Raw genomic sequence first — 25,195 nt, forward strand, 5'->3', positions numbered from 1 at the left:
TTTCTATCTTTTGGTTAAAGTAGCATCAGAATTTAAAATTGTATTCGCCACCACGGCATTGGCTGCAATCAATGAAGTATCTATTTTTTTATCTACCTGATATTGCCCAGCCTTCAAAATACCTTTTGCTTTTTGTGGATGTTGCTTAAATTTTGCCAACGATATTTGTTGAAGTTGTACCAATAATGTTACTTCTTTATTTTGTGGTATTCTTCCCGTTAGCTTTCTATAAGTATCAATAATTGCTTTTCTAACATCTGGAATTCTTGCCATTTGCTCGCCCATTACTCTACTTGCTTCCACAAAAGTTGGGTCGTTTAATGTTACTAAAGCTTGCAAAGGCGTATTTGTTTTTTGTCGCCTCACTACACAAAAGCTTCTTGAAGTAGCATCAAAAGTTGCTAAAGTAGGATTCGGAACGGCTCTTTTTACAACAACGTATAAACTTCTACGATAGACTGACTTCCCTGAATCTGCTTTATAAGTAGTGTTATTAATTTCCCAAAGTCCTTCTGGCTGATAAGGTTTTACACTTTTCCCACCAATGCTAGGATTCAACAATCCGCTTGCCATGAGTGCATTATCTCGAATCATTTCTGCCGTCATTCTGTTGACTGGGCCATGCGCCAATAAGCGATTTTCAGGGTCTTTTTCCCTCGCTTCTTTCGTCGCACGGGAATCTTGTCTGTAAGTAGCCGACATTAAAATCAATTTATTGAGCTTTTTAACATCCCAACCCGATTCTCTGAAAGTAATTGCCAACCAATCTAACAATTTTGGATGCGTTGGCATTTCTCCTTGGTTTCCAAAATCTTCCGTTGTTTTTACTAAACCAACACCAAAGAAATTTTGCCAAAAACGATTTACAGCTACTCTTGCCGTCAGCGGATGGTCTTCATGCGTAAGCCATTGTGCTAAGCCAAAACGATTTTTAGGTAAATTTTCAGGATAACTTAAAATGGATTCTGGCGTATTCGGAAATACTTCTTCCCCAAAAGCATCATAATTCCCACGAAGTAAAATATGTGCTTTTTTAGGTTTTGGCATTTCTTGCATCACCATCAATTCATCAATTTTTTCTGTTGAATCTGCTAAGGTAGTCCGCAATTGTGTTAATACTTTTCTTGAATTTTGTAAAGCTGGAGAAACTGCTGATAAGTAATATTGCTTTAAATCTGATACTTCTTGTACCGAAAGTTGATTGCTATTTTTATTTGCCAAACTTGACCAATTAGCCTTTTGGGCAAGTATCTTTAATTCATAAGGACTTAGTACTCGGTTATAGACCGAAATGTCATCTACTTTCCCATTTTTAAAACCAAAACCACGCCACCAAGCGCCAATTTGCAAACCCGGTTGTACATCAAATCCAAACAAAATATCTTTGGTCAATTGGTCTGTTGTGGTTTCCATCGCCATTTCATCTCCATTTTGATACAACCTAAAACCATTTGCTTTTGACGAACCATCATAAGTAATCGTCAATTGAATCCATTGATTACGAATAACTGGCTGTTTTGAAATTTTTGTGATGGCATTTGATGGAGCTGTGTGTGCCATATTGATTTCTAAACGATTGTTTTTCAAGTACAAATGATAGCCTCTAAAATTATACAATCGCTCTGCTTGGCTTTTGTGTAGGATTACTCCTTCTTTCAAATCTTTTGGAATATTTACCCAAATACCAACTGAAAAAGCTTGAGATTTTCTGAAAACACCCACTTGGTTTAAATCTAGAAAAACATCTCCATTCATCAGCATTGATTTTCCGCTCGCAGTGTTTTCAAAAACAGGTTTATCGCCCAATTGTCCCGATTCTCTTTTCATCACACCTACTTGTTTTGGATTGACTGAATTTTTCAAAGAACTGTCGTCAAAAGTAAAAAATGCCTGTAAACCAGCCTTTGGAATACTTTCTTTCGCAAGATTTTGATAGCCTTTATTGGTGAGCCATTGCTGAAAATTAGAATTTTCTTGAGTAACTGTTTGGGCAATTACTTTTTCTTGTTGGGCAATTTTGGTATTGATAAAATGAAGTATTTGTTCTTGTTCCTTGCTTGGCAACATCATCGTTGGTGTAGGCAAAGCGTCATCCCAAGAAATTTGTCCAGCTTCCTTTACATTGTTAAAAAAGCTGAATAATTGATAATAATTTTTCTGTGAAATAGGGTCATATTTATGGTCGTGGCATTTGGCACAGCCAACAGAAAGCCCTAAGAAAGCATCGCCAAAAGTATTGGTTCTATCTATTACATACTCGGTTTGGAATTCTTCTTCCACAATTCCACCTTCCATATTTTGCTGATGATTTCGGTTAAATGCTGTAGCTATCATCATTTCTTTCGTAGGTTTCGGCATCAAATCACCAGCCAGTTGCCAATGAACAAATTTGTCGTAAGGCAAATTTTTATTGAAAGCATTAATTACAAAATCACGGTAGGGCGACATATCTCTCAATCTATCCACAGTATAACCGTGTGAATCTGCAAAACGAGCTAAATCTAGCCAATCTACAGCCATTTTTTCGCCATAATGTGGCGAATTCAGCAATCTGTTTACTTGTTTTTCGTAAGCGTCTGGAGTATTATCTTTTAAAAAAGCGTCTATTTCATGAACTGTTGGCGGTAATCCTGTTAAATCAAGCGATAATCGACGCAATAAAATTTCTTTGGGAGCTTCTTTTGAAGGGACTAATTTTTCTTGACTCAATTTCTCCTGAATAAAATTATCAATCGGATTGTTAACCAATTCTTCATTTTCTACTTCAGGAACATCTGGCATTTCTGGCTTTACAAAAGCCCAATGAGGTTTATACTCAGCACCTTTTTTAATCCATCGAATTAAAATCGCCTTTTCTTTGGCACTTAAACTTAAATGCGATTCAGGAGTAGGCATTACATAATTTGGGTCGTCGGAAATGATTCGGTGGAAGAATTCACTATCTGCCAAATTGCCTGGATCAATAGCAACTTTGTTCGGATTTTCTGGTAAATCTCTATACGCAAATTCGGCTAAATCTAATCTTAACCCTGCTTTTTGTTTAGCCTTATCAGGCCCATGACAAGCAAAACACTTATCTGAAAGAATGGGTTTTACATGAATATTATAATCCAATTCATCTGGGATTTCTTTCATGGCGATTTCAACCTCTTCAGGTACTTTCGGCGAACAGGAAAGTAAAGTAAAACTTGCCAAGAAAATTAATATCAATAACAGTCGGTTTATTATCATAAAATTGAGCAAAGAATATTACAAATCTATAATACAATATATTATTAATATTATACAAAACTGACAAATATTTTCACAAATCCGACTTTTATGAATATTTTTACAAAAAGATTTTAAGCTGATAAAATAAAAAAATGCTCAGGAAATCATTAAAAAATACTTTTTCCCTCTTAAATACTGATTACGTAAAGTTGAACAAAACTTGGAATTTCAAACATGTAATTAGTCCATTTTACAGAATGTATTTGATAGATGAAGGCGAAGGTTTACTTTTTAATGCACAAGAAAGTCAAACTTTAGCACCTAATTTTTTATACTTGGTGCCAAGCTTTACCATTTGCAATTATCAGTGTAATCACTTTTTAAGCCAGTATTACATACAATTTATTGAAGAATCTATTGATGGAAATGCCTTATTTTCGAATCATCGAAAAATCATTAAAGTACCAGCTGAAGCCCAAGATTTTACACATTTTAAAAGACTTTTGAGCCTGAATAAAGGAAGAGGGTTGACGCAATCTAACGACCCAAAAGTCTATGAAAAGTATCCAATTCTTCAAGAATTTAAAGAGAAAAATGATGCTTTAGATGCCTCAGCATTGATGGAAACCCAAGGAATTATTATGCAATTACTCTCTCGATTTTTGGCAAGAGAGTATTTTGATTCTGAAGAGAAAACTGTTATTCCATCCAAAATTTTAGAAACTATTAATTACATTCAGACTCATCTTGAAGACAACCTTACCGTTGAACATTTGGCTGACAGAGCAAATTTAAGTCCAGATTATTTTTCTAGAATTTTCCATGAAAATACAGGAGAAAGACCGCTGAGTTACATACAATTTAAACGCATTGAAAGAGCACAATTACTAATGATTACTTCTGATTTACCACTTTTGGAAATCGCCAGCAAGACAGGTTTTGAGAGTTTATCTTATTTTTCAAGAAGTTTCAAACAAGTAACGCAACAAACACCGAGTGAATATAAAAAGAATAATCGTGTGGTGTAAATCACTCATTTTAAGCTAGTTGTTCATTATTTTTTATCATTGATACCGTTTTCATTTTCTTCGTTTCATCAGATTTATTCAGAATAGTGCTTGCTAAAACAATACTTATCAAAGCTGTTAACAACCAAAAAATATCAACAGCAGCCACATAGAATTGTTGATTAACAAGCATTTTCCAAAACCAATCTCCTGTTGAAATTCCATTTGAAATTGGCACAATCAAAGATAAAAAGCCATTGATGTATAAAAATCTTTTCGTCAGAAGAGATTCATTTTTCCAAAATAAACCCAAAATCATCAACAAAAGCCATGAACTAAAAAAGCTGGTATTTACCCAAAAACTATGGTTTGATAAAGTTATAGGAATAAATCTTTCAGCCATAAATAAAATAGCTGTGGCTGGAAACAAACCAAAACAAATGGCCAAATACCACATCGTAATTCGGTGATGGAATTTCTTTTGTTTCTCGGTATATTCTTTTTTGTTTCGGGCTTCTTTCCAAATTAGTACGCCACTGATGATGATAAAACAAGTGATTAATGCTAAAAGAAAGAACATGATTTTTAAGGAAATTCCACCAAATTCTGCAAAATGTATTGTTCCGATTGCTCCTAAAACAGCTTGAATATATGTTTTTTCTTTGGGTAACATTTCAACAATTCGTTTTCCATCTTTTAAGGTAATTCCAATTACTCCGTAACCGTTGAAGATGGATTCGTCTTTTACCTGAGCCGTCAGCACAGCGTCTTCTCTACCCAAATGTTTGATGGTTACATTGCTAATTTCCAGTTCAGGATTTCTTTTTTTGATTTCACCAATTACTGTATTGATTGGTTTTAGGGTTGAACTGACTGGCGATTTTTCATTTACTTCAATTACTCTATCAGGTCTGAATGCGGCGAGTGCGGCTTTCTGGTCACCATTGAAAAAAACTAAAGTGGCGGGAGCTAGCAGTAAAATTGACAAACAATAGAATGCCCCCGTAACGGCGTACATCATCTGGAAAGGTAATCCGATAAGTCCGAAAACGGTATGGGCGTTCGTCCAGATTTGTTTCCAAGTACCTTTTATTGAAAAGCCATAAAATTTTGTAATGATATTTCTCCAATGAATCAACACCCCTGTAATACTCGCAAATAAAAAGAAAAAAGCCACCAAACCAGATAAATACGAGCCAATTAATGGAATCTGGCTAAAATAATGCAAACGAAATAAGGTTTCGCCAATGGTTGTTGTTCCCTCTTTTTGGAATTTTCCTTCGGATACTTTTAAGGTTTTATTGATGGGATGATACGACAATTCTATCAACTCGGCTCTTGATTTTGGACTTACTTTCTTGTTTTTGGTTGCTTTTTCAACAACTTCTTTCATTGGAACCCAAATGGTAGTGAGCGGTTCTTTGGCTGTTCCAGACCTAATAATTAGATTTTTTTCAGTATCTGCATCTTTGTATTCTTGCTGAACTTTTTGGATTATTTGTTCATAATCAAGCTGGTTTTCTTTCAGAATAATTCTTGCTTCAGGGTTTTCCCATTGATAAAATTCACTTCTGAAAATAGTGAATGCTCCCGCAAAAAAAATGATGTACAAGGCAAAGCTTATCACAATTCCAGCGACAGTATGTGTATGAAAAAAAATATTAAATGCTCGATTTGATAGTCCTTTTAACTTCATTTTAGCGAATTAAGTAAATAATTGATGAACAAATTAGAATTCCTGCTAGGTAAATTCCCCAAATTTTCCAGCCGTTTTTAGCTAAAAAAGCAATGGCAAGCAGTGCTGCCCACAATAGAAAAGCGGTGAATGTTGAAGTAAGCATGACGACTACTTCACTTTTTAAAAGCGAACCAATTAATAAATGAATAGCAACTGAAAGGAATAATCCTCCTAAAATTCCTGCTGATACTTTCAAAAATCTTTGTCCCGAAGTCGATAAATATTCTTTTTTAGCTGGCATAGTTAAAGAGGTTTAGGATGAGTAAACTATGAATAAACACCAAGAAAGCGATGAACCATTGCTTCCCCAAAACAGTAAATAATTGACAAACAGATGCCGATAAAACAAGACTGCTCAAACTCATTAACAAACCCATTGTCCAGCCCCATTGGTCAATGAAAATGACAAGTCCAATGATACAAATCAATAAACTGATAGGTTTTTGGTAAGATAAATTTGGGATTTGTATATTCTTCGGAAAGTATTTGGTCTCAGAATAGTACAATAAAATACCCATTAGGTTAAAGTATATAGCTATCATAAAAATATTTTTTGCAAATATTATTTTTATTTAGACTATTTCCAAATAATATTCTAATTTTGTTGCACAATAATCCTAATCCAAAAAATGAGACTAATTTTCCTCTTTACGTTAATGACCTTTCAGCTATATGCACAACAAAGTGTAGTTGAAGGAGTAGTAAAAGATACAGAAGGACATGTATTACCATTCGTTACTGTATCCTTGAAACATTCAAAAAATGCAACTATCACAAATGCGGATGGCTATTTTAAATTATCCAAATTACCTTTGGGCGAACAGATTTTACTTTTCAGTGCAGTGGGCTTTCAGAGTATCGAGCAAAAAGTCATTGTAAGTAATTCTTCTCAAAAAATTGACATTCAATTAGCATCTTCCACCAAAGAATTAAATGAAGTCGTCGTAAAAGCAACAGCACAAACAAAAGTTCAAGAAACAAAAGCGCTATCCATTAAAAGCATTGAAATCAAAGATGTGATTAATCAGACTGTACTTTTAACAGACGTACTTGATAAAATTTCTGGCGTGCGAATTCGTCGTTCAAGTTCACTAGGTGAAGCTTCTGATATTTCAATCAACGGTTTAAGAGGTAATGCCATTAGGGTTTACATTGATGGTATTCCGATGGAATTTATGTATCCATCCTTCGATATTTCAAACTTACCGCTGGGCAATATCAAGCGTGTGGATGTCTATAAAGGCGTTTTACCTGTTGATGTTGGTTCTGATGCAATGGGCGGCGGAATCAATATTATCACTGAACAAAAAGCCTATAATACGTTGAAGGCTTCTTATAATATTGCTTCCTTCAACACTCATCTGAGTGACGTAAATCTTGGTTTAGCCAACAAAAACAATTATTTCTTGAATGCTTCATTGGGCTATAATTATTCAGACAATAGTTACAAAATGAGGGCTTTGGTCTATGAAACCAACAAGTATGAACAAGTAAAACGTTTTCATGATACTTATAGCTTTTTGTACGGAAGCCTTACTTTGGGGACACATAGCAAAGCTTGGGCGGATGAATTGAGACTTTCGTTAAATCTTTCTGGTGGAGATAAAGAAATGCAAAATGGTGCCAGAATTGCGAATACTGCCATTGGTGAAGCAAAATATACTGGCAAGAATTTATCGGCAGTATTGAAGTATGAAAAATCATTCTTGAACGAAAAAGTTTGGTTACGTACTCTTGGTAATTTCACGAAGCAATCTTTACGATTTGTTGATACCACAACAAACGTATATAGCTGGAGCGGTAGCATCATTGGAAAGAACCAAGCGGGCGAATATAGCTTGGGAAATAGCATTAATTACAATGAAGGAATCACTAACAGAACTAGCATTGAATACAGAATCAATGAAAAACATAAATTATTACTGTCTAACCTTTATGCAAAACAAAAGTTAACAGGAACAGACTACTTGAATGAAGAAGGTGAAATAGATTACCTAACCATTCCTCAGTATCTTACCAAAAACATTGGCGGCTTGCAATATGAAGGACTTTTGGGTGAAAAAATCACTTTATCTGGAGCGGTAAAAAAATATGATTATAAACTGGATGGTGCCGAAAACAATACTTTTTTATTGGTAAAAAAGAATGGAAATTTTTGGGGTTGGAATGCGGGTTTAAAGTATAGCTTCAATGAAAATACTTTCTTGAGAGCCTCTTTTGAAAAAGGTTTTTTAATTCCTCTTTTCTATCAATTTGTGGGAAATGGTGGCGATATTCTTAGAAATACAGACCTTTCGCCAGAAAGTAGTGACAACCTAAATATTGGACTTTCATCAAACCATCAGATTGGAGAAAATATTCGCTTAAGTACTTCATTAAGTGGATTTTATCGTCAACAATATAATATCATTTACTTAGGAAGTTCCGTTTTCAGAAGATATGAAAATGCCGACCAAGTACGAACTTTAGGTGGTGAAGGCGATGTTTCACTTTGGTACAAAAAAGCAATTAACCTCAAGGCAAACCTTACTTTACTCAGTAAAACCTTTACGGCTGTTTTGGATTCACGCAATAGTTATTTGATAGGAACGGCTTTCCCAAATTACCCAACAACCTTTGGCAACGTAGAATTATCTTGGCAAAAAAATAATTTTTTGAAACAAAAAAACCAAGTACGATTCTATACTTTTTATAATTATATCGGAGCATTTAATCACATTTTGGTAGCCGCAAACAATTCTCCATCAACCACACCAGATGCCTATGTGCCTGTTCAGCACCGTGTTGATTTAGGTTGTTCGTACAAACTAAGTAAACAAAATTTAACCCTTTCATTCAATGTTCAAAACCTATTGAATGCAGAACTCTATGATAACTTTTTAGTGCCTAAAGCAGGCATCAATTTCAACGGAAAAATCATTTATGAAATCAATAATTTTTAATAAACCCATGAAAAAAACACAATTATTTCTTTTCGCTGCCCTTCTGTTTTCAATAAGTGCTTGTAAAAAAGACGAGCCTGTAACGGAATCCACATCACTTTATATGGAAGAAGGCTATGTTGTCAGTTCATTGTCGCAATCTACCGCCAGTAACGCTTATTATGTTGGCTATTATAACAGTATTCCAGGCGAAAATCTCGATTTGACGACCAAATCATCTTATGAATATTTTTACCCAAGAGCTACCTGGAAGAATTTTATGTTTGGGCAATCGCTTAAAGCAGAACAAACGCTTTCTAAAATTGCCGTTTCAAAAGCGACAGGTTTATTGACCGAAGTTGCTTCAATCCCTCTGCTAAGTTATGTTTGGGATGTTGAAATCATTAATGAAAATCTTGGCGTTTATACTACGGGCGTAAACCATTCTGTACATTTATTTAATCCGACAACGATGGAAAAGTTGGGAGATATTGATATGTCGAAAGCGAAAGATTTCCCAGCAAACGAACGAAATAATTACAATACCATTATCTATAGAAAGCAAGATAATAAGTTGTTTCTTCCACTTTATACTGACAATTCTAAAACAGGTTCTTTTTATGATGCTCAGGATATTTATGTTGAAGTAATCAATTTGACGACAAAGCAATGGGAAAAAACTTTGATGATAGAACAAGCAATGTATCCAGTATCAAGAGGTTTAGAAAATAGTATGGTGGATGAAACTGGAAATATTTATATTTTAACACAAGGTTCTTACGGACTCGATAATCAACTTGGTATTAATGCAGCCAAACGTTCTCGTCCGCAAATTCTGAAAATCCCAGCAAACAGTACTGAATTTGACGCTACTTATAAATTCAATCCTGTTGATGCGATTGGGCTAAACTCACTTTTGGTACAATTAGCAATGGGTACAATTTATCATGAAAATGGAATTGCTTTTGCCGCAGTATCTGGACAATCAAACTCTGCAAGAGTATTAGAATTAGTAGGAAAATTGGCGAACGGAACAATTACAGCCGTGGAGTATCAAGAATTATCGAATAGCGTATTTAATGACCCAGACCAACGTTGGGTAAAGTTGGATTTGAATGCAAAAACAGCTAGTATTATTCAAGATATTCCTTTAACTGCCGCTTATGCCTATCCTTTTTCATATAAGTACGACGGTAAATTATACTTCAATGTAAATAATACAAGCTTGGGTTTAAATGGCTTTTATGTGTACGACCCAGCTACGGGAAAAGCAACAAAAAGTACTAATATCGCTAAAGGAGGAATGACAAATCATTTCATTAAACTAAGCAAATAAACCTTTTTCACAGATGAACAATTCACAAAAGATAGTAACACTTTGGATATTATTCGTGGTGTGTATGATTCTCCATTTCAATTATCACGTTAGTGAACTTTTTTATGGCGTTGATATTAAAAGACCAAATGCCAATGGTGTTGTTCCCACAAGTGCCGCCATTATCAGGTTTGTCTTTGAAATTTTACCGATGATGTTGGTTACTTTCATACTTTTTATCGAAAAACCACTCATCCGTCAAATCAATTTTTATCTTTCTATTCTTTTTAGTTTGGCAAACTTGGCTCATTTAGTAGAAGAATTCATGAGTCCAAAACTGGATTTATCTCAATTGAATTTGCTGAGTTTTGTTTTTATCAGCAGTTTGTTATTGAATCTAGCAAGTTGGCGATGGATAAAAGAGTAAAATCAGCTTTAATTTCATGCTAGGTCGATTAAAAAATAATTTCAGTGCAATCTTGTTGTTTTTTATTTAGATTTAGTCTAATTTCACACAATGATTAGAGTATGAAGGATTTAACACAAGTACGCAATCAATGATTTGTGTGCTTGTGTTAAATTTATTTTACACCGTTCAAAAATTTAGGGAAACAATCTATAAACCATATCACATTAATAGTGCATGGCATTATCAAATATCAATACAGTTAAAAAATCTTTTCAGGAATTTCTTGATACAAAAGGATACCGTAAAACGCATGAGCGATTAACAATCCTAGAGCATATTTATGAAAGAAATGACCATTTTGAAGCGGATGAATTGTATCTAGCTCTAAAACAGCTAAATTATCATGTTAGCCGAGCAACAGTTTATAATACTTTAGAACTGCTGGTTGAAGCAGCATTAATTATTAAGCATCAATTTGGGAATAAAATTTCTTCAAGATACGAGAAAGCTTACGGAAGGCGCCAGCATGACCATATCGTTTGTACTGATTGTCAGAAAGTTACAGAATTTTGCGACCCTAGAATTCAGAACATACAAAATATGGTTGGTGAGTTTTTTAATTGTGAAATTCTTCATCATTCTCTCACTTTTTACAGCAAATGTAAACAAGCTGACTGTAGTGAAAGAATGAAGATGAATCTCAAAGACCAAAATATCTAAACATAATTTGGTCAAAATTTTGTGTTTTTAGTAATTCAGTGCCATTTTCAAGTCTAATTCATCCTGCAAAAGCCCATAATCATTATAAAGTGTTTCGATTTCTTTGGTGATAGAATCCGTAAAATTTCCCACTTTTCTTCGAGTAAAAGTTGAAATATCTAAACCTCTTTTTTGTAAGAAATATTTTGAAACTATTGGATATACGTTGTGCATTACATCCATGTTATCAATCAAAAATTGTTGTACTTTTGCTACTTCACTTTGCTGAGAATCGTCCTCATAATTATCGCAAAGCCATACAATCAATTCAGGAAAATAATTCCCCTGAATACACGAAAGTCCAGCCGAACCTGCTTTCAGCGAATCCACGGCATGAGCCATGTAAGCATCATACAAACCAAATTTATATCCTTCTGTAAGCTTAATTTTCTCTTTTACTTGTTCAATATCCAAACAAGTATCTTTATGATAAATTACTCTTCCCGTTTCTACAAAACCTTTTAATTGTGTTGGTGCTAGTACTCTTTTATAAGGAACAGGGCATTCATAAAAGCCCACTGGAATTTTTTCTGTTTTATCTAATAAAGAAAAAACTCTTTCATTAAATACTTCATCGGCTTCATTTTCATCTGCTAACAAACTGGTTATCAGGATTACAGCTTCTGTTCCAGTATCGTTTACTCTCTTTACAAAATCTGCTTGTTTTTCAATTGCTCCGCCAAAAGTACCAGTTGCTACAACGGGAACAGCTCCGTTTACAACTTTGATAACGTGCATTATTGATGCTATTCTTTCTTGATCTGAAAGCTCAAACATTTCACTAGACAAGCAATTAGCAAACAAACCGCTCGCTCCAGCTTCTAAATAGATTTCTGTGAGTTTTGTTAAAGCGTCAAAATCAATGTATCCGTTGTCATTAAAAGGCGTAAGCATGACTGGGATAAAACCTTTTTTCGATTTTTCCATCGTAATTAAATTAGATAAGCTGTTACCTCTATTAAATTCAAATGCTAACAAGCGAGTACGACTCATTCATTCGAACCCAAAAGGGTACAGACATTCAGGGTGAAAACATTAACGTTTACACCAAAAATTTTAATGATTAAATATTGTTATTTCTTTATTATGCTCGTTTTTTAAACTTCGTAATAAGGATTCCCGTCAGAAAAATGCTCAGTGTTCCTATTACAATAATCATGTTTTTATGCAGTGTATTTCTCAAAAAAGCATACTCTTCTGGAATACTCGGAGAGAAAGTCATCCAGATAATTACTAAAATTCCAATTATCGTAGCAATCAATGCTTCGTGATTTTTACTTTGGCGACTTATAATTCCTAATAAAAATAAACCTAGCATTCCAGCCGCAAAAATTCCTGATAATTGCCACCAAACATCCAAAATACTTTTTACGCCAATCATCGCAATTCCTGTTCCCATTCCCAACAAACCAAAGACAACCGTAGCGATATGGAGTAAATTCATTTGCTTCTTTTCACTATTATCTTTACTGATGTATCGTTGATAAATATCTACAGAAAAAACCGTTGCCGATGAATTCATCCCTGAACTAATGGTACTCATTGCCGCTGATAAAATTGCGGAAATAATTAAGCCCATTAATCCGGCTGGGATTTTCGTTACCATAAAATGTGGCATTACTTTATCACCATAATCTGCTGGTTGTAAAGTTGCCATCATCGCCTGAATTTCTGCTGGCGATGCGTTGGGTAATCGCTCAAGTGCAACCTGATGTTTTACTGCTTCAATCAGTTCTGGATTTACCTGATAATAGGCAAATAAACATGCGCCTATTACAAAGAAAATTAAAGACGCTGGCACATATAACCACACACAAAGCCATAGTGATTTTGCCGCTTCTTTTACTGATGATGTGGTATGATAACGTTGGATATAGTTTTGATCCATCCCAAAATTATTGAGGTTGATAAAAAAACCATACAACAAAACCACCCAAAACGATGAATCCACAAAATCGGGAGAAAAACTGCCTAAACTAAACTTATTATTTGCTACACCAATATCAATAATTTTATCTACTCCACCTTGCATTTCACTGATAATCAGATACAAAATCAAGACAGCTCCAAAGGTTTTTATCACTGCCTGAACTACTTCTGTCCAGATAACGGCTTCAATTCCACCTAAAACAGTATAAATAATGATACAAACACCCATCACCAACATGATTAATTCCATCGAATAACCCGTAAGTGCTTGTAAACTAAGGGCTATTCCAAAAAATATGGAACCCATTCTAGCCAATTGTGTCAATAAAAAACAAACAACGGCATAAGTTCTAGCCCAAGCACCAAATCGATGTTCGAGGTGCGTATAAGCGGATACTTCTCCCGTATTTCGATAAAAAGGCACAAAATATTTCGATGCAACCCAAGCAGCCAAAGGCATCGATAAACTGAATACAAAAGCATTCCAATTTGTCCCAAATGCTTTGCCCGGTACACCTAAAAATGTATTGCTACTCAAGAAAGTAGCATAGATAGATGCTCCGATTGCCCAACCCGGAATTTTACCAGAGGCTGTTGTAAATTGCTCAGCGTTTTTATTCTTTCTCGAAAAATAAAACCCTACCAAAACCATCCCTATTAAGTAGATAATAATGATGGCTAAATCAAAAAATGGAAGGTTTTTCATGTATGCTAAATCAGGATTGTATGATTATAAAACTGTATTTTGTTCTATATTCTACAGGACAAATATACAGTAGTATTTCTCTGGTTATTTATAGGATTTTTCTTTTGTATTATACGATATTATCTTCTTCTGAAAATTTTTGCTGATATTTTAGACAAACCAGCAATTTATTGCACATCAATAGCATCGAGCGTCAGATTTTCGGCATCTTCACCTATCAATTTTATTTGATAAGTTCCTGCGTTAATCATTGTTCCTGTACTTGTGTTATGATAGCTCCATTTTCCTTTTTTAGAAGGAGGAAAAGATATTAAATCTCCTTTTTTTATCACGGTTCCATTTGTGGCAACAATCGCTAATCTCGCTTGTAAAATTTTATCAAGAGGGTTATGGTACTTTATTGTTAAAGAATAAGTATCAGCAACACCTACTGAAATTGTCCATTCTAAAACATCGCCAGATGGCTTTTTGAAAGATACTCTTTCTTTTTCCATCAATATTTCTTTCACTGCATTTCCTAGCAATTTACCTTCAATGGCCTTGTAACTTTTTACTGTTTTTAAATCATAAGCGGGTTCAATGGTACTGCTTTGGTTTATCATCAACAAATAATGTGCTGAATTTTCAGGATTTTTACCCAACGTTAACTCCTTTCCTACCGACAAGCGTTTTCTTAAAACTTTATAAGCTGTATTGTTTTGATAAGTACTTTCGATGAAAGTACCCGTTTCCTCAAAATTAACAAGCCAATTTGGTTTGTTAATCACTGATGTTGGTATTGCTATATAAACATCAATATTTTCAGTAGCTGTAAATGTAAGCTTTTCTGTGTTCTCATTTTTGGCAAACTGTAGGTATGTTGCACTGTACAAATTTGATGGCAAGGACACAAATTTTGCATCATCGTCTGAATATACTTTATCACCTGTGTCCAACCAATATTGCATTTTTGTATCAGTATTTGCTTCTTTTACTTGAATCAAACCTGAATTTAGGGAAACCGTACTTAGTCTTTTATCCAAACTGACAATCGCAATGGCTGAAATAAGTGCTTGCCCAGCTTTAACATTCGGAAAAGAAATCACCAATTGACCGCCTCTTATTTTTACTTTCACTGTTTTCTTCAATGCACCATCGTGTCCTGCTTCTTTCCAAATATCTACATTTTTTAAAATCGTTTGCTCATTCACCGCTACATCAAATAAACGCCAAGCTGTACAATTCATGCCACCACCCGTACCAAGCCAAGGTTCAGTAAAATACAATTCAACCAAGTACTCTCCGTCAGGAACATTAAAATGGTACTTCAATTTTTCACGTCCATAACGAAATGTTTGAAATAATTGCCAATCTTTTGTGCCAGCAATTGGGTCATTCGTTTTTCTTTGACTGGCAAAAAAACTTGGCATTCCTTTAAAATCATCTGCCCAAGAACTTGAACCCCAAGTATTTTTTTCGGTTTTATTTTGGTCGGCTAACCACGTATTTCCTTCATGGTCGATGTACTTATTTCCACCACAATTTACTCTGTACAAATATTGGTAATCTTTTTTGGCACTTACTACTTCTGACTTAATCGAATAAAGGCTCTGAAAATGTGGGGCTTTCGGTAAATGATTGAGCACAATATAATCTTTTGCCACAGCTTTACCATTTACATAAGCCACCGCATACAAAACATTATATTGAATATCTACGCCATCCCATTGAAAATGTGTACCAATACCATTTCGTTTTCTTTTTCCTAAAGAAACATGATTGACGTCGTTAAATAATTCTACTTCATCGGTATTAGAATACACCACAATACTATCTTTTTTGCCCGTCTTCGTCCAACGGTCTGCCCAAGTATGCGAGGAAATATACACCATTGGCTCTTTTTCCTTTGAAGCATAATTTGCCCGAAACATATAAAAAACATCCAATGGTTCTTCCCAAGGTGTTAATAATCCTTTGTAATTCACTGGTCCAACACGGTCGATTTCACGTAAACCTTCTCCACCTTGTACTCTTCCCGGATTATCATGCGAATTGAATAACCAAAAGAAATGTCCCGTCGTTTTGTCTTTCGCCGCTTCCGCCAAACGTACTTTCATTTCCATCAAATTGGTCATTTTATCTTCGCTGAAACCTTGATTTTTGTGTAAATCTATGGTTCGCCAAGCGCCATATTCGCCAATTAATACTTGTCTTTCTACATCTTCTCCATATAAATTTGGGTCGCCTCCATAAGTACCAGTCCAGTTTTGCGGAACGTCCCAATCTGTTCCTTTTCCTCCGTTGCAGGTCGTAACTTTTCTTTGAGAAGAAGCCGTTGGGTCTAACTGACGAATCAATGCTGTGCATTCTTTGGCAAAATCTTCGGGTAAAGTACTTTCGTTTTCCAAACCCCAAAGCACAATCGAAGGACTATTTCTGCGTTCCTTAATCCAATCTTTCAAAAGTGTTTTAAAATTTTCTCTGAAAGCAGGCGTATCGTACCAGACATGCGCCGCCATTTGTGGCCACCACAAAATGCCCGATTCATCCCAATATTGCTGATAATGCAAATTATGAGGTTGGTGTGCATCACGAAATGCGTTGAATCCAGCCGCTTTAATTTGTTGTACTCTAGCATGAATTTGCTCTTTGCTGAAGGTATGGCTATTGCCAATCAGATGCTCGTATTCTGCAATGCCATTGATAAAAACAGGCTTTCCATTCAATAAAAACTGTTTGGCGCCTTTTTTACCAATTGGCCAACTGATGGTACGAATACCATAATCTGTTTTTATTTCATCAATCAAATTGCCATTTTCAATGATTTTAGTGTGTACTTGATACAAGTACGGGTTTTCAATCGACCAAAGTATTGGATGTTTAATTTCAGGAAATTGTTGATTGATATTAGCAACGGTATTGGAAGCAAGCGTAATTTTCGAACTTATTTCACTTACCTTCTGTCCATTTTTATCGAATAATTCATTGAGAATTGTCAGTGATTTAAGCTTGTTACTGTAGTTTTTAATTTCTGTAGAAAGATGCAACAAAGCAGATTTTTCTGAAGCCGTAGAATCATTCCAAATGTGAATTCCGAAAGGTTGAATCCGTACTTCATTCGTAATGACTAAATGCACAGGACGAAAAATTCCCATCGGTTGAGAGCCTTCTGAAAAACCTCGTTCAGGAGAACAGCCACCACAAACCCAAGGCAAATCTTGAATATTGGCTGGATGGTCGGCTCGAACTGCTAAAGTATTATCTTGATTCTGACTTAAAATAACATCCGTTACATCCAACGTAAAAGTAGTTCTTCCACCTGCATGAGTACCAACTTTTTTACCATTCAGCCAAACTGTTGCGTAAGAACTTACGCCTTCAAAGTATAGAAAAAAACGTTTTCCCTTGTTGAGTTCTTGTACTTTAAAGGTTTTACGATACCACGCATAACCATGTTTATTACCATGAAGCATTCGGCGATAACCTTCGTACTGATCCCAATTATGTGGCACATTTACTTTTTTCCAATTTTTCACCGAAAATGTACTCGTTTCAAAACTTGAAAAATTATCAAGCGAATCTTTAGCAGTAGTAAACCAATTATTATTTAATGAAATATCTTTCCGAAGAAGTGTCTGTGCTTTTAGCTGCGTTGAGTTCAACAACAAAAAAGTCAAACAAAATAAATTATAAAAGCATCTTTTCATTATTTCAATTCACCATTAAATGTATAAACTTTCCCTTTTGTCGTTTGGAAATCTATTTTCTTATCTCCGTATCTCAAGTAACAATTTTCTCCTGCTTTTGAAAGAATTTTTAGGCTCGTCAACTTACCATTTTTCCAAGTAAAATCTAATTCAAAACCACCTCTTGCTTTAATGCCTTTTACGCTTCCTTCTTGTAAATCAGTGGGTAAAGCAGGAAAAATATCAATGTATTTGGTATGACTTTGCAAAAGCATTTCGGCAATACCAGCCGAACCGCCAAAGTTTCCATCAATCTGAAAAGGCGGATGTGCATCAAATAAATTGACATAAGAACCACCCGCACCACTGGCAGGACGAATTAACATTTTTACCATTTTCATGGCATGGTCTCCATCTTTGAATCTTGCCCAAAAATTAATTTTCCAAGCTAAACTCCAGCCTGTTCCTTCGTCGCCACGATAAATTAAGGATTGTCTAGCCGCCTTCATCATTTCAGGAGATTCTTCCCAAGTAATATCATTGCCGGGATGCACGCCCCATAAATGTGAAACATGACGATGTTTGTTGGTGGTATCGTCTTTGTCTTCCAACCATTCTTGCAATTGACCATATTTTCCAATTTGATTTGGTGCAATCTGTTTGTATTTTGTCAATAAAGTATCTCGAAATTTCTCGTCTAAATGCAATACTTTACTCGCTTCAATACAGTTTTTAAACAGATTTCTAATAATCTGATGATCCATCGTTGGACCAGCTACCAAGCCACCATTTTCAGGAGAATTCGCTGGCGTACTGATTAACCAATCCATTTTGGGGTCTTTTACCAGAAAATCAACAAAGAATTCTGCTGCTCCCTTCATGATAGGATAAGCTTTGTTTTTCAAGAAATTTTTATCTTGGGTAAACAAATAATGTTCCCAAAGATGTTGACTCAACCATCCGCCACCACTCACCCAAATACCATGATTTGAAGCATTGATGGGCGCAGTTCCTCGCCAAATATCCGTGTTATGATGCACCAACCAGCCACGTGCATCATAGTGTGTTTGGGCAGTTTCTTTTCCGTTCTTTGCCAATTCATCAATCATTTTGAAAAGTGATTCGTGCATGGGCGAAAGATTGAGTACTTCGGCTGGCCAATAATTCATTTCTGCATTGATGTTGGTAGTGTATTTACTTCCCCAAGGTGGCGTGAGTAAATCGTTCCAAATGCCTTGTAAATTGGCTGGATGTGTGCCTAATCTGGAAGAAGAAATCAACAAGTAGCGACCATACTGCACATATAATGCTGCAAATGATGGGTCTGAATGATGTTGAAATTGTTGTATTCTTTCGTCGGTCGGAAGATTTTCGTACTTGTCTTTCCCAAAATCAATCGAAAAAGTATTGTAATATTGTTGATACTCTTTTAAATGTTTTTGTTTGAATTTGGTAAAATTTTGCGAAGTAGCAAGCTTACTTTTTTGAATATTGGCTAGTCTTTGCTGACAAATGGCGAAAGGATTTCCCGAAGTGTTTTTATAATCAATAAAGTTTGTAGCAGCGACTAAATACAAGCTTACTTCGTCGGCATTTTCAACTGAAATCTTATTATTTTCAGTCGAAATCTTTCCGTTTTTTGCTTGAATCAATAAATTACTTTCCCCCTTCAAAACGCCATTTCTTACCGCTACTGATAAACTTAAAGTATGTTTATCAAGCTGACGAACAACATATTTTTTATGTGGACTGCTAAAACTTGCATCAAAACTGATACTTTTTAACTGACTAGCTGAAAGGTGAATAACGATTGCTTGGTCTGGTTCGCTGGCAAAGTATTCTCTGGTAAATTGAATGCCTTTTGAAGTATAGCTTGTTCTAGCAATCGCTTCCGAAAGCGACAATTCACGTTTATAATTGGTGAAATTTTGAAGTCCTTTAAAATCAAGAGACAAATCTCCAAAAGGCTGATAATCTGCTTGATATTTCCCAACGGCTGGCGGTTCATCGTTTTGAATAAAGTATTTCCAATCTTTTACCAAAGAAATTCTTTGTTCGCCATTTTCATTGGCTGGATAAATTCCGATGTGACGAGTTGTGTCTTTGTATCCCGCAATTCCGCCTTTATCAAAATAATTTATTACTTGAATGGCGATGCTATTTTTCCCAACTTTCAGTACTTCCGCAGGAATTATATACTTTCTGACGTCTGTATTATTGGTATTTCCAATTAATTTTCCGTTGATATAAGTAAAATCTTGGTCACGTACTCTGTTTAAATCCAATATTAGGTTTTTGCCTTTCCAGTTTTCTGGCAAATCAAAAGTTGTTCTGAACCAAAGTGCGCCGTCTAAACCTTCAAAACCTACGGTTTCCCAACCTTCATAAGTTGGAACTTTAATCGTTTTCCAAGCTGAATCATCAAAATTTTCTGCGGCGGGATTTCTCACAAAATCTTTTAATTGACGAACTTCTGCTAACCATTCTTCACGTTTCCCTTCGTTACTTTTGGTTCCCATGAATTTTTCTTCCGCCAGTTGTTCCGCATCTTTTTGTTTCCCTTCTTGTAATAATTGTCGAATTTTACCTAAGTATTTAGCAGCGTCAGGATGATTATAATTGCGTGGTTCGCCCGTCCAAAGCGTTTCTTCGTTAAACTGAATTCTGTCCTTTTCAACACCTCCAAAAACCATTGCGCCAAGTCTTCCATTTCCAATTGGCAAAGCATCCGTCCATTTTTCCGCAGGCTTTTTGTACCAAAGTTTATAAGCTTGGGCGTTGGTCAGCAATGGCAAGAAAATGAAAAGAGCAATACTTTTTAAGTTCATGAGTTTAGCGTTTGTGAGTCTATGAGTTTAGGATTTATGAGTAAAAAGTTCATGAGTTTAAGGTTTATGAGTAAATAAAATCTACTACTCATAAACCTTAAACTCATGAACTCATAAACTCCCTTTCAATTGTTTTAATTTTTTAGCTTTAGCGATTTGTTTTCCATCAACAAATGCCATGAAACCTTTTCCTTTTCCGTACTTTTTACCTGTTTTATCCCAAAGAATTGTCAGGTTTTTTCCGTGATAAAAAACGTTGTCTAAACAAAACCAATCCCATTGTTTTTCAGGAATTAATGGTTTGATTTCAAGGACATTATCCGCTCTTGGCTTTAATCCAACCAAATCATTGATAATCAAATCTGCAAAGCTTGAGTGATTATAAAACTTACTTCTTGGATTATCTCCTTTAAGCCATTCTCCATTTTTTTCATCCTGATACTCTCCCAAGTACAATTTGCCATTCATTTGATGCGAATTGGCATATTTGTATAATTCATCGTAAAAAACTTGGGCATTCATCGCTCCGTGATTCTTATAATTTGTTAACAAATTCGACAAGCCTTTTAAGGTTTGGGTCGTGGCATAAGGCCAAAGTGGCCCGTCCCATTCGCAACCGTGACCAGAACCGTGTGTTCTAAATAATGGGTGACGACGTTCGGCAGTAGTAATTCCCCAAGGTGCTTTAAAACCCGTTGTATCAATCAATTGATTCCATGCTTTTGCGACATTCGCTTGATCATCTGGCAAATTAAAGTACCAAGGAATAAACCCAATCGCTTCACGAGCATCCGAAAATCCATTTGTCTTTTCAAGTTTTACTTTGAAAAAACTAGCTTTTTCATCCCAAAGGTTATCAATCGTCAATTTTCTAAGTTCCGTTGCTTTTGCTTCATATTTTTGGGCTAAAGTATCATTCTGCACCAACTTCGCCATTTCCACTAATGCTTTTGCATTTCCATACATATAACTGTTGATGGTAGGGCGAATATTTTTATCTTTTCTGCCACCGCTGATAGATTCTTCCATCGCATCTTTTACATCAAATTGATAAAAAAGTTGATTAGGCAATTGTTTTTCAACTTCCCATTTTCTGTAATCGGCTTCTAATGTCAAAAGATTTTTTTCGATAAAAGTTTTATCCAAATTGACCAAATAACGATTATAAACTGCATCATCAATCCAACTACTAAAACCATGAAAACGCTGAACGGTATGCTTTGGGTCAACATCCAACCAGAACGAAGTATATTCATTGATATATTGCTGATTACGCAACCAACGCCCTTCGTAAATATGATGTCCCAAAGCACTACTTACGGCATTGTGCTTACCTGCGTGATTTACTTTGGTGATAAATTCAGTGAAAATAAAGCCATCGGGTGTTTGTTTCAGATGCTTACGCAATGCCCACCAACGATAATAATATACTTTTTGAATGACAGAATCTGGACATTCAAAAAGCGGAATATTTTGTGAAAGCCATTCAAAAGATTGGGCATTTGGCACAAAATTCTCTACTGCTTCATCGTCTGAGGCATTAAATTCTGTGACAAAATTTTTAAGTTTATCAGTCGATAAAATGTTTGCTTTTTGGGCGAAAGTATTACTTATTACAAAGAGTAAAAGTATGGTGATAAGATTTGATTTATATTTCATTATTTGAACCTTTTAAACCTATAAGGTTTTAGAAACCTTATAGGTTTGAGATTAGATTAATTACTCAAATAGCCAATCAATATTTTTCTTGTTTCCTGCTAAACCTGCATCTGAAATTGGGATTTCTTGATTGCCTTTCATAAAACCTACAACCAAACAAGCTCCTTTGCCTAAGTTCAATGTATGAGTGCCAGCTTTGAAGGAGTAAGCGTGAATATTTACCGCTGGAAACCCTGCTATCAGCACTGCATTTGAAATCTTAATTTCCGACTGACCGTAATCATTAGCACTTGCATCTGTTTCTAATTCAGGTGCTTGCAAGAATTTACGATTTTTATCATTAAAAAAGCCTACTAAAAGTTTTACGGGTTCTGTTGTCGTAAATGTTAAGCTTGTTCCAACAGATTGTTGCTTTTCTCGGTTAAATTTCAAACCTTTTAATTGCTTTAATTGAACGGCTAAATCAGTAATTGCCGATAAAGTATCTGTGAATACTTGCTGACCTTTTTCGTTTTGATAAAAACCTTCTGCCCCTGATGATACTTTTACATCGACATTTTCAAAAAGTGTAGCTTGTTTTACTGTTACATTTTTTTGTGATTTCAGAGAATCAATTGAAAACTTAAAACGAGCTAATTCTTTTTGATACACTGGCAACATTTCTTCCCAATGAATAAAAGTAGCATCCACACCACGCATCGGAATTTTACGCTGTTTGGTTTGCATACTGTTGGCATACAAGTACGCATTTTTAGTGTATTTTACTAAATCAGAAAAATGATTTACACTACTTTGTAAAAGTGGTAAAGCTTTTTCTAAATCCTTCACATCGTTTGAATATTTATAACGAAGTACCAAAAGACTTGCTCTTACTTTTTCTGCATAAAAATTCGCCATTGCATCGTAGCAATAAGTATCATTTTTCAAACGTGCAAACTCTGTTTTATTTTTGGTGACAAATTTGGCAGCTTTATCAATGGCTTCAACGGCTTTTTTTCCATGTGCCACTACTTCATCTGCTACTCTTACAGGCGTTTCGCCAATGTGCTTTTCATTTTTCCATTCTTTTTCAGCATATTCTATAATCATTTCGCCTTCGGGTGCTTCCGATTCATACAACATCGTAAATAAACCATAACGGAAAGGATTAATCAATTGTGTCATCAACATCCCTAAAGTAAGTGTTTGACGGTTTCCGTCTGTAATGCCGTAGCGTCGAAGTAATTTCGGAGAAATTTCTCCCGTTTCTTCCATCGCTGTCAAGACATTTTTGGCTTTTTCTTGCGGTAAGCCGTACTTTTTCGCTAATTCTTTTCCCCAATAATTTACTTCATTTTCTCGTTTTCTGTTTGAATTCCAAGCGTATCTTGCCCAAGTTTTGTACCACATCCAATCACGGTCAATTTGCAATAAACGTTTGTCAGTTTTATCTGCCGTAAATGGCCAATCCCAATAAGAGGCTTGTGGATACAAATGCAAAGCATTGGCTTCATAAACACTGTGCATTGCCAAAACAGATTTCTGGATAAAATCGGGCGAGCTATAACGGAAAGGCTCAAGATTGGCTAAAATATGTACATTTTCTACGTGAACCGTTCCGATTCTACTGAGTTTTCTATGCAATTCTGCCCAAGAACCTCTTGGCGTATAAGTTGTCAAGGCTTCCCCATTGAATTTTGCCATTGTAAATAAATTCTTATAAAGTGGCAATGCTTCTTTCATTACTCTTGGTGCATCGGTGTCGTGTGCACGCAAAACAATCGGCGGTTCTGTCGTTTGTCCGATTGCCTTCAAACCATCTTGCACACCCGGAATAATGGTTTTCGTAAACCAATCAACATCATCCTGACCAACGCCTTCCATCGCTTCGCCCAAAGTAATCAACAAACCAACATTTGGATATTTTTCAACAAAAGCGGCGATAGATTTACGAGTATAATCAGCAATGATGGGAATAATCGGACGATTACGGTCTTGTGTTTCAAGATTGTGTTTTTCAGCGAAAGGTTTCGGAATGATAATATTGTAAAACATTTGAATCACCCAAATACCTCTTTTGTCGGCTTCTTGGGTTAGAAAACGGAAAATATCTTCATTCTTTTTAAAAGTTTCATCATCAACTTCTACTGCATAAGGATACTCTTTTAATTTCACTAAAGATGAAAAAGGATGTCCATTCCACAAGTACAACGAATTATAACGGTTTTCAACCATCATGTCTAAATACTGAATCCACATGGCTTTATCATAAAACCACGTAAAACTTTCGGGCGTATAAGGATATTCGTAAGTTCCTCTTCCGGGCAATAAAGTCGTTTTCTGCAAACCGATACAAGTACCACGCAAAACCATTTCTGGTTGTTCGCTGATATTAATTTGTTCGGATAATTTCCCTGTTTCTTTAATTTGATTCACCAATTCCAAACATCCATACAAAACACCAGAAGCATCTTTTCCAACAATCAACATAGGTTTATTGATTGCTTTTGAAATAGAGAATCCTTCTTTTTTAAAATCCTTTTTATTGTCAAGATTGTATAAAGAAAGAGTATTTTGAAGCTTTTCATCAGATAAAGTACTTATCACAATGACGCTACCCATTTCTTTTGTATTTGAAACAGGCTTAATCTTTACTTCATAGCCAATAGTTGTTAAAGCCGAACGAAGTTTCTCGACACCAAATTTGATACGAATTTGACTAGAATCCGTTACTAAAATTGTAGCTAAACGTTTTTTTTGTGGAATTATCTCAGCGAATGTTATCGCACTGAAGCTACAGCAAATGAGCAGGTTAAGGATAATATATTTCAAAAACTTATTCATTGAAATGAGTTGATGTATTGATAAAACGATTGGAAAGCTTTTGTATTTTTAAGAAAAATCTAATAAAGTATTAATAAAATTCAACTTGCTCAAAATAACGTTACAAATTTATTGTTAAAGCTAGGGCTTTTACTCTATCATTTTTTCTAACTATTGTACAATTTTATCATTTCTAAATGACAATGATTTTTTGATAAAAAGATTTCAAATCTATCAAGAAAGA

Annotated in this window: 15 protein-coding genes; 5 read left to right on the forward strand and 10 right to left on the reverse strand. The window is 35.2% G+C overall.

Going from position 1 to position 25,195, the window contains the following annotated elements:
* Nucleotides 1–3: 3 nt before the first annotated feature.
* Nucleotides 4–3,231, reverse strand: a complete 3,228-nt coding sequence (locus tag VB798_RS08960) for a DUF1553 domain-containing protein (protein WP_323258081.1) — start codon at nt 3,229–3,231, stop codon at nt 4–6.
* 134 nt (nt 3,232–3,365) lie between these two features.
* Here VB798_RS08960 and VB798_RS08965 point away from each other — a divergent pair, with 134 nt between their 5' ends.
* Complete coding sequence (locus VB798_RS08965; protein ID WP_323258083.1) at nt 3,366–4,241, forward strand: AraC family transcriptional regulator; 876 nt, start codon at nt 3,366–3,368, stop codon at nt 4,239–4,241.
* A gap of 10 nt (nt 4,242–4,251) precedes the next feature.
* On the opposite strand, the gene VB798_RS08970 is transcribed toward VB798_RS08965, so the two are convergent.
* From VB798_RS08970 to VB798_RS08980, 3 genes are read right to left on the reverse strand one after another with little or no spacing between them, the layout of a single operon-like run.
* A complete protein-coding gene (locus VB798_RS08970) occupies nt 4,252–5,916 on the reverse strand; it encodes a PepSY-associated TM helix domain-containing protein (protein ID WP_323258085.1) in 1,665 nt (554 codons plus the stop codon).
* A 1-nt stretch (nt 5,917) separates the two neighbouring features.
* Complete coding sequence (locus tag VB798_RS08975) at nt 5,918–6,199, reverse strand: hypothetical protein (protein WP_323258086.1); 282 nt, start codon at nt 6,197–6,199, stop codon at nt 5,918–5,920.
* Nucleotides 6,189–6,500 (reverse strand): hypothetical protein, encoded by a 312-nt coding sequence (locus tag VB798_RS08980; protein ID WP_323258087.1) that lies wholly within the window; start codon nt 6,498–6,500, stop codon nt 6,189–6,191. The genes VB798_RS08975 and VB798_RS08980 overlap by 11 nt, the downstream gene beginning before the upstream one ends.
* An 87-nt stretch (nt 6,501–6,587) precedes the next feature.
* Here VB798_RS08980 and VB798_RS08985 point away from each other — a divergent pair, with 87 nt between their 5' ends.
* The 4 genes from VB798_RS08985 to VB798_RS09000 all read left to right on the forward strand — a co-directional run bounded on the left by VB798_RS08985 (nt 6,588) and on the right by VB798_RS09000 (nt 11,323).
* On the forward strand, nt 6,588–8,900 hold the full coding sequence (locus VB798_RS08985) for a TonB-dependent receptor (protein ID WP_323258088.1): 2,313 nt from the start codon (nt 6,588–6,590) through the stop codon (nt 8,898–8,900).
* Between the two features lie 7 nt (nt 8,901–8,907).
* Nucleotides 8,908–10,215: a Kelch repeat-containing protein gene (locus VB798_RS08990; protein WP_323258090.1), complete on the forward strand. Its 1,308-nt coding sequence runs from the start codon at nt 8,908–8,910 to the stop codon at nt 10,213–10,215.
* A 13-nt stretch (nt 10,216–10,228) separates the two neighbouring features.
* The gene (locus VB798_RS08995; RefSeq protein WP_323258092.1) at nt 10,229–10,621 is read left to right on the forward strand and encodes a hypothetical protein; all 393 of its coding nucleotides are present in this window, start codon (nt 10,229–10,231) and stop codon (nt 10,619–10,621) included.
* Between the two features lie 216 nt (nt 10,622–10,837).
* Entirely contained in the window at nt 10,838–11,323 is a 486-nt protein-coding gene (locus tag VB798_RS09000; RefSeq protein ID WP_323258094.1) for a Fur family transcriptional regulator, read from the forward strand.
* 27 nt (nt 11,324–11,350) lie between these two features.
* Here VB798_RS09000 and VB798_RS09005 read toward each other — a convergent pair whose 3' ends face one another.
* From VB798_RS09005 to VB798_RS09030, 6 genes are all read right to left on the reverse strand, one after another.
* Nucleotides 11,351–12,289, reverse strand: coding sequence for a dihydrodipicolinate synthase family protein (locus VB798_RS09005; RefSeq protein ID WP_323258095.1), 939 nt, complete (start codon nt 12,287–12,289; stop codon nt 11,351–11,353).
* 157 nt (nt 12,290–12,446) lie between these two features.
* The gene (locus tag VB798_RS09010) at nt 12,447–13,997 is read right to left on the reverse strand and encodes a sodium:solute symporter (protein ID WP_323258096.1); all 1,551 of its coding nucleotides are present in this window, start codon (nt 13,995–13,997) and stop codon (nt 12,447–12,449) included.
* A 167-nt stretch (nt 13,998–14,164) separates the two neighbouring features.
* Complete coding sequence (locus VB798_RS09015) at nt 14,165–17,683, reverse strand: malectin domain-containing carbohydrate-binding protein (protein WP_323258098.1); 3,519 nt, start codon at nt 17,681–17,683, stop codon at nt 14,165–14,167.
* Nucleotides 17,683–20,490 (reverse strand): glycoside hydrolase family 95 protein, encoded by a 2,808-nt coding sequence (locus VB798_RS09020; protein ID WP_323258099.1) that lies wholly within the window; start codon nt 20,488–20,490, stop codon nt 17,683–17,685. The genes VB798_RS09015 and VB798_RS09020 overlap by 1 nt, the downstream gene beginning before the upstream one ends.
* A 111-nt stretch (nt 20,491–20,601) precedes the next feature.
* Complete coding sequence (locus tag VB798_RS09025; RefSeq protein ID WP_323258101.1) at nt 20,602–22,149, reverse strand: MGH1-like glycoside hydrolase domain-containing protein; 1,548 nt, start codon at nt 22,147–22,149, stop codon at nt 20,602–20,604.
* Between the two features lie 60 nt (nt 22,150–22,209).
* On the reverse strand, nt 22,210–24,960 hold the full coding sequence (locus tag VB798_RS09030; protein ID WP_323258103.1) for an alpha-d-galacturonidase: 2,751 nt from the start codon (nt 24,958–24,960) through the stop codon (nt 22,210–22,212).
* Between the last annotated feature and the right edge of the window lie 235 nt (nt 24,961–25,195).

The organism is Arcicella lustrica (assembly GCF_034930985.1).
Lineage (GTDB): Bacteria > Bacteroidota > Bacteroidia > Cytophagales > Spirosomataceae > Arcicella > Arcicella lustrica.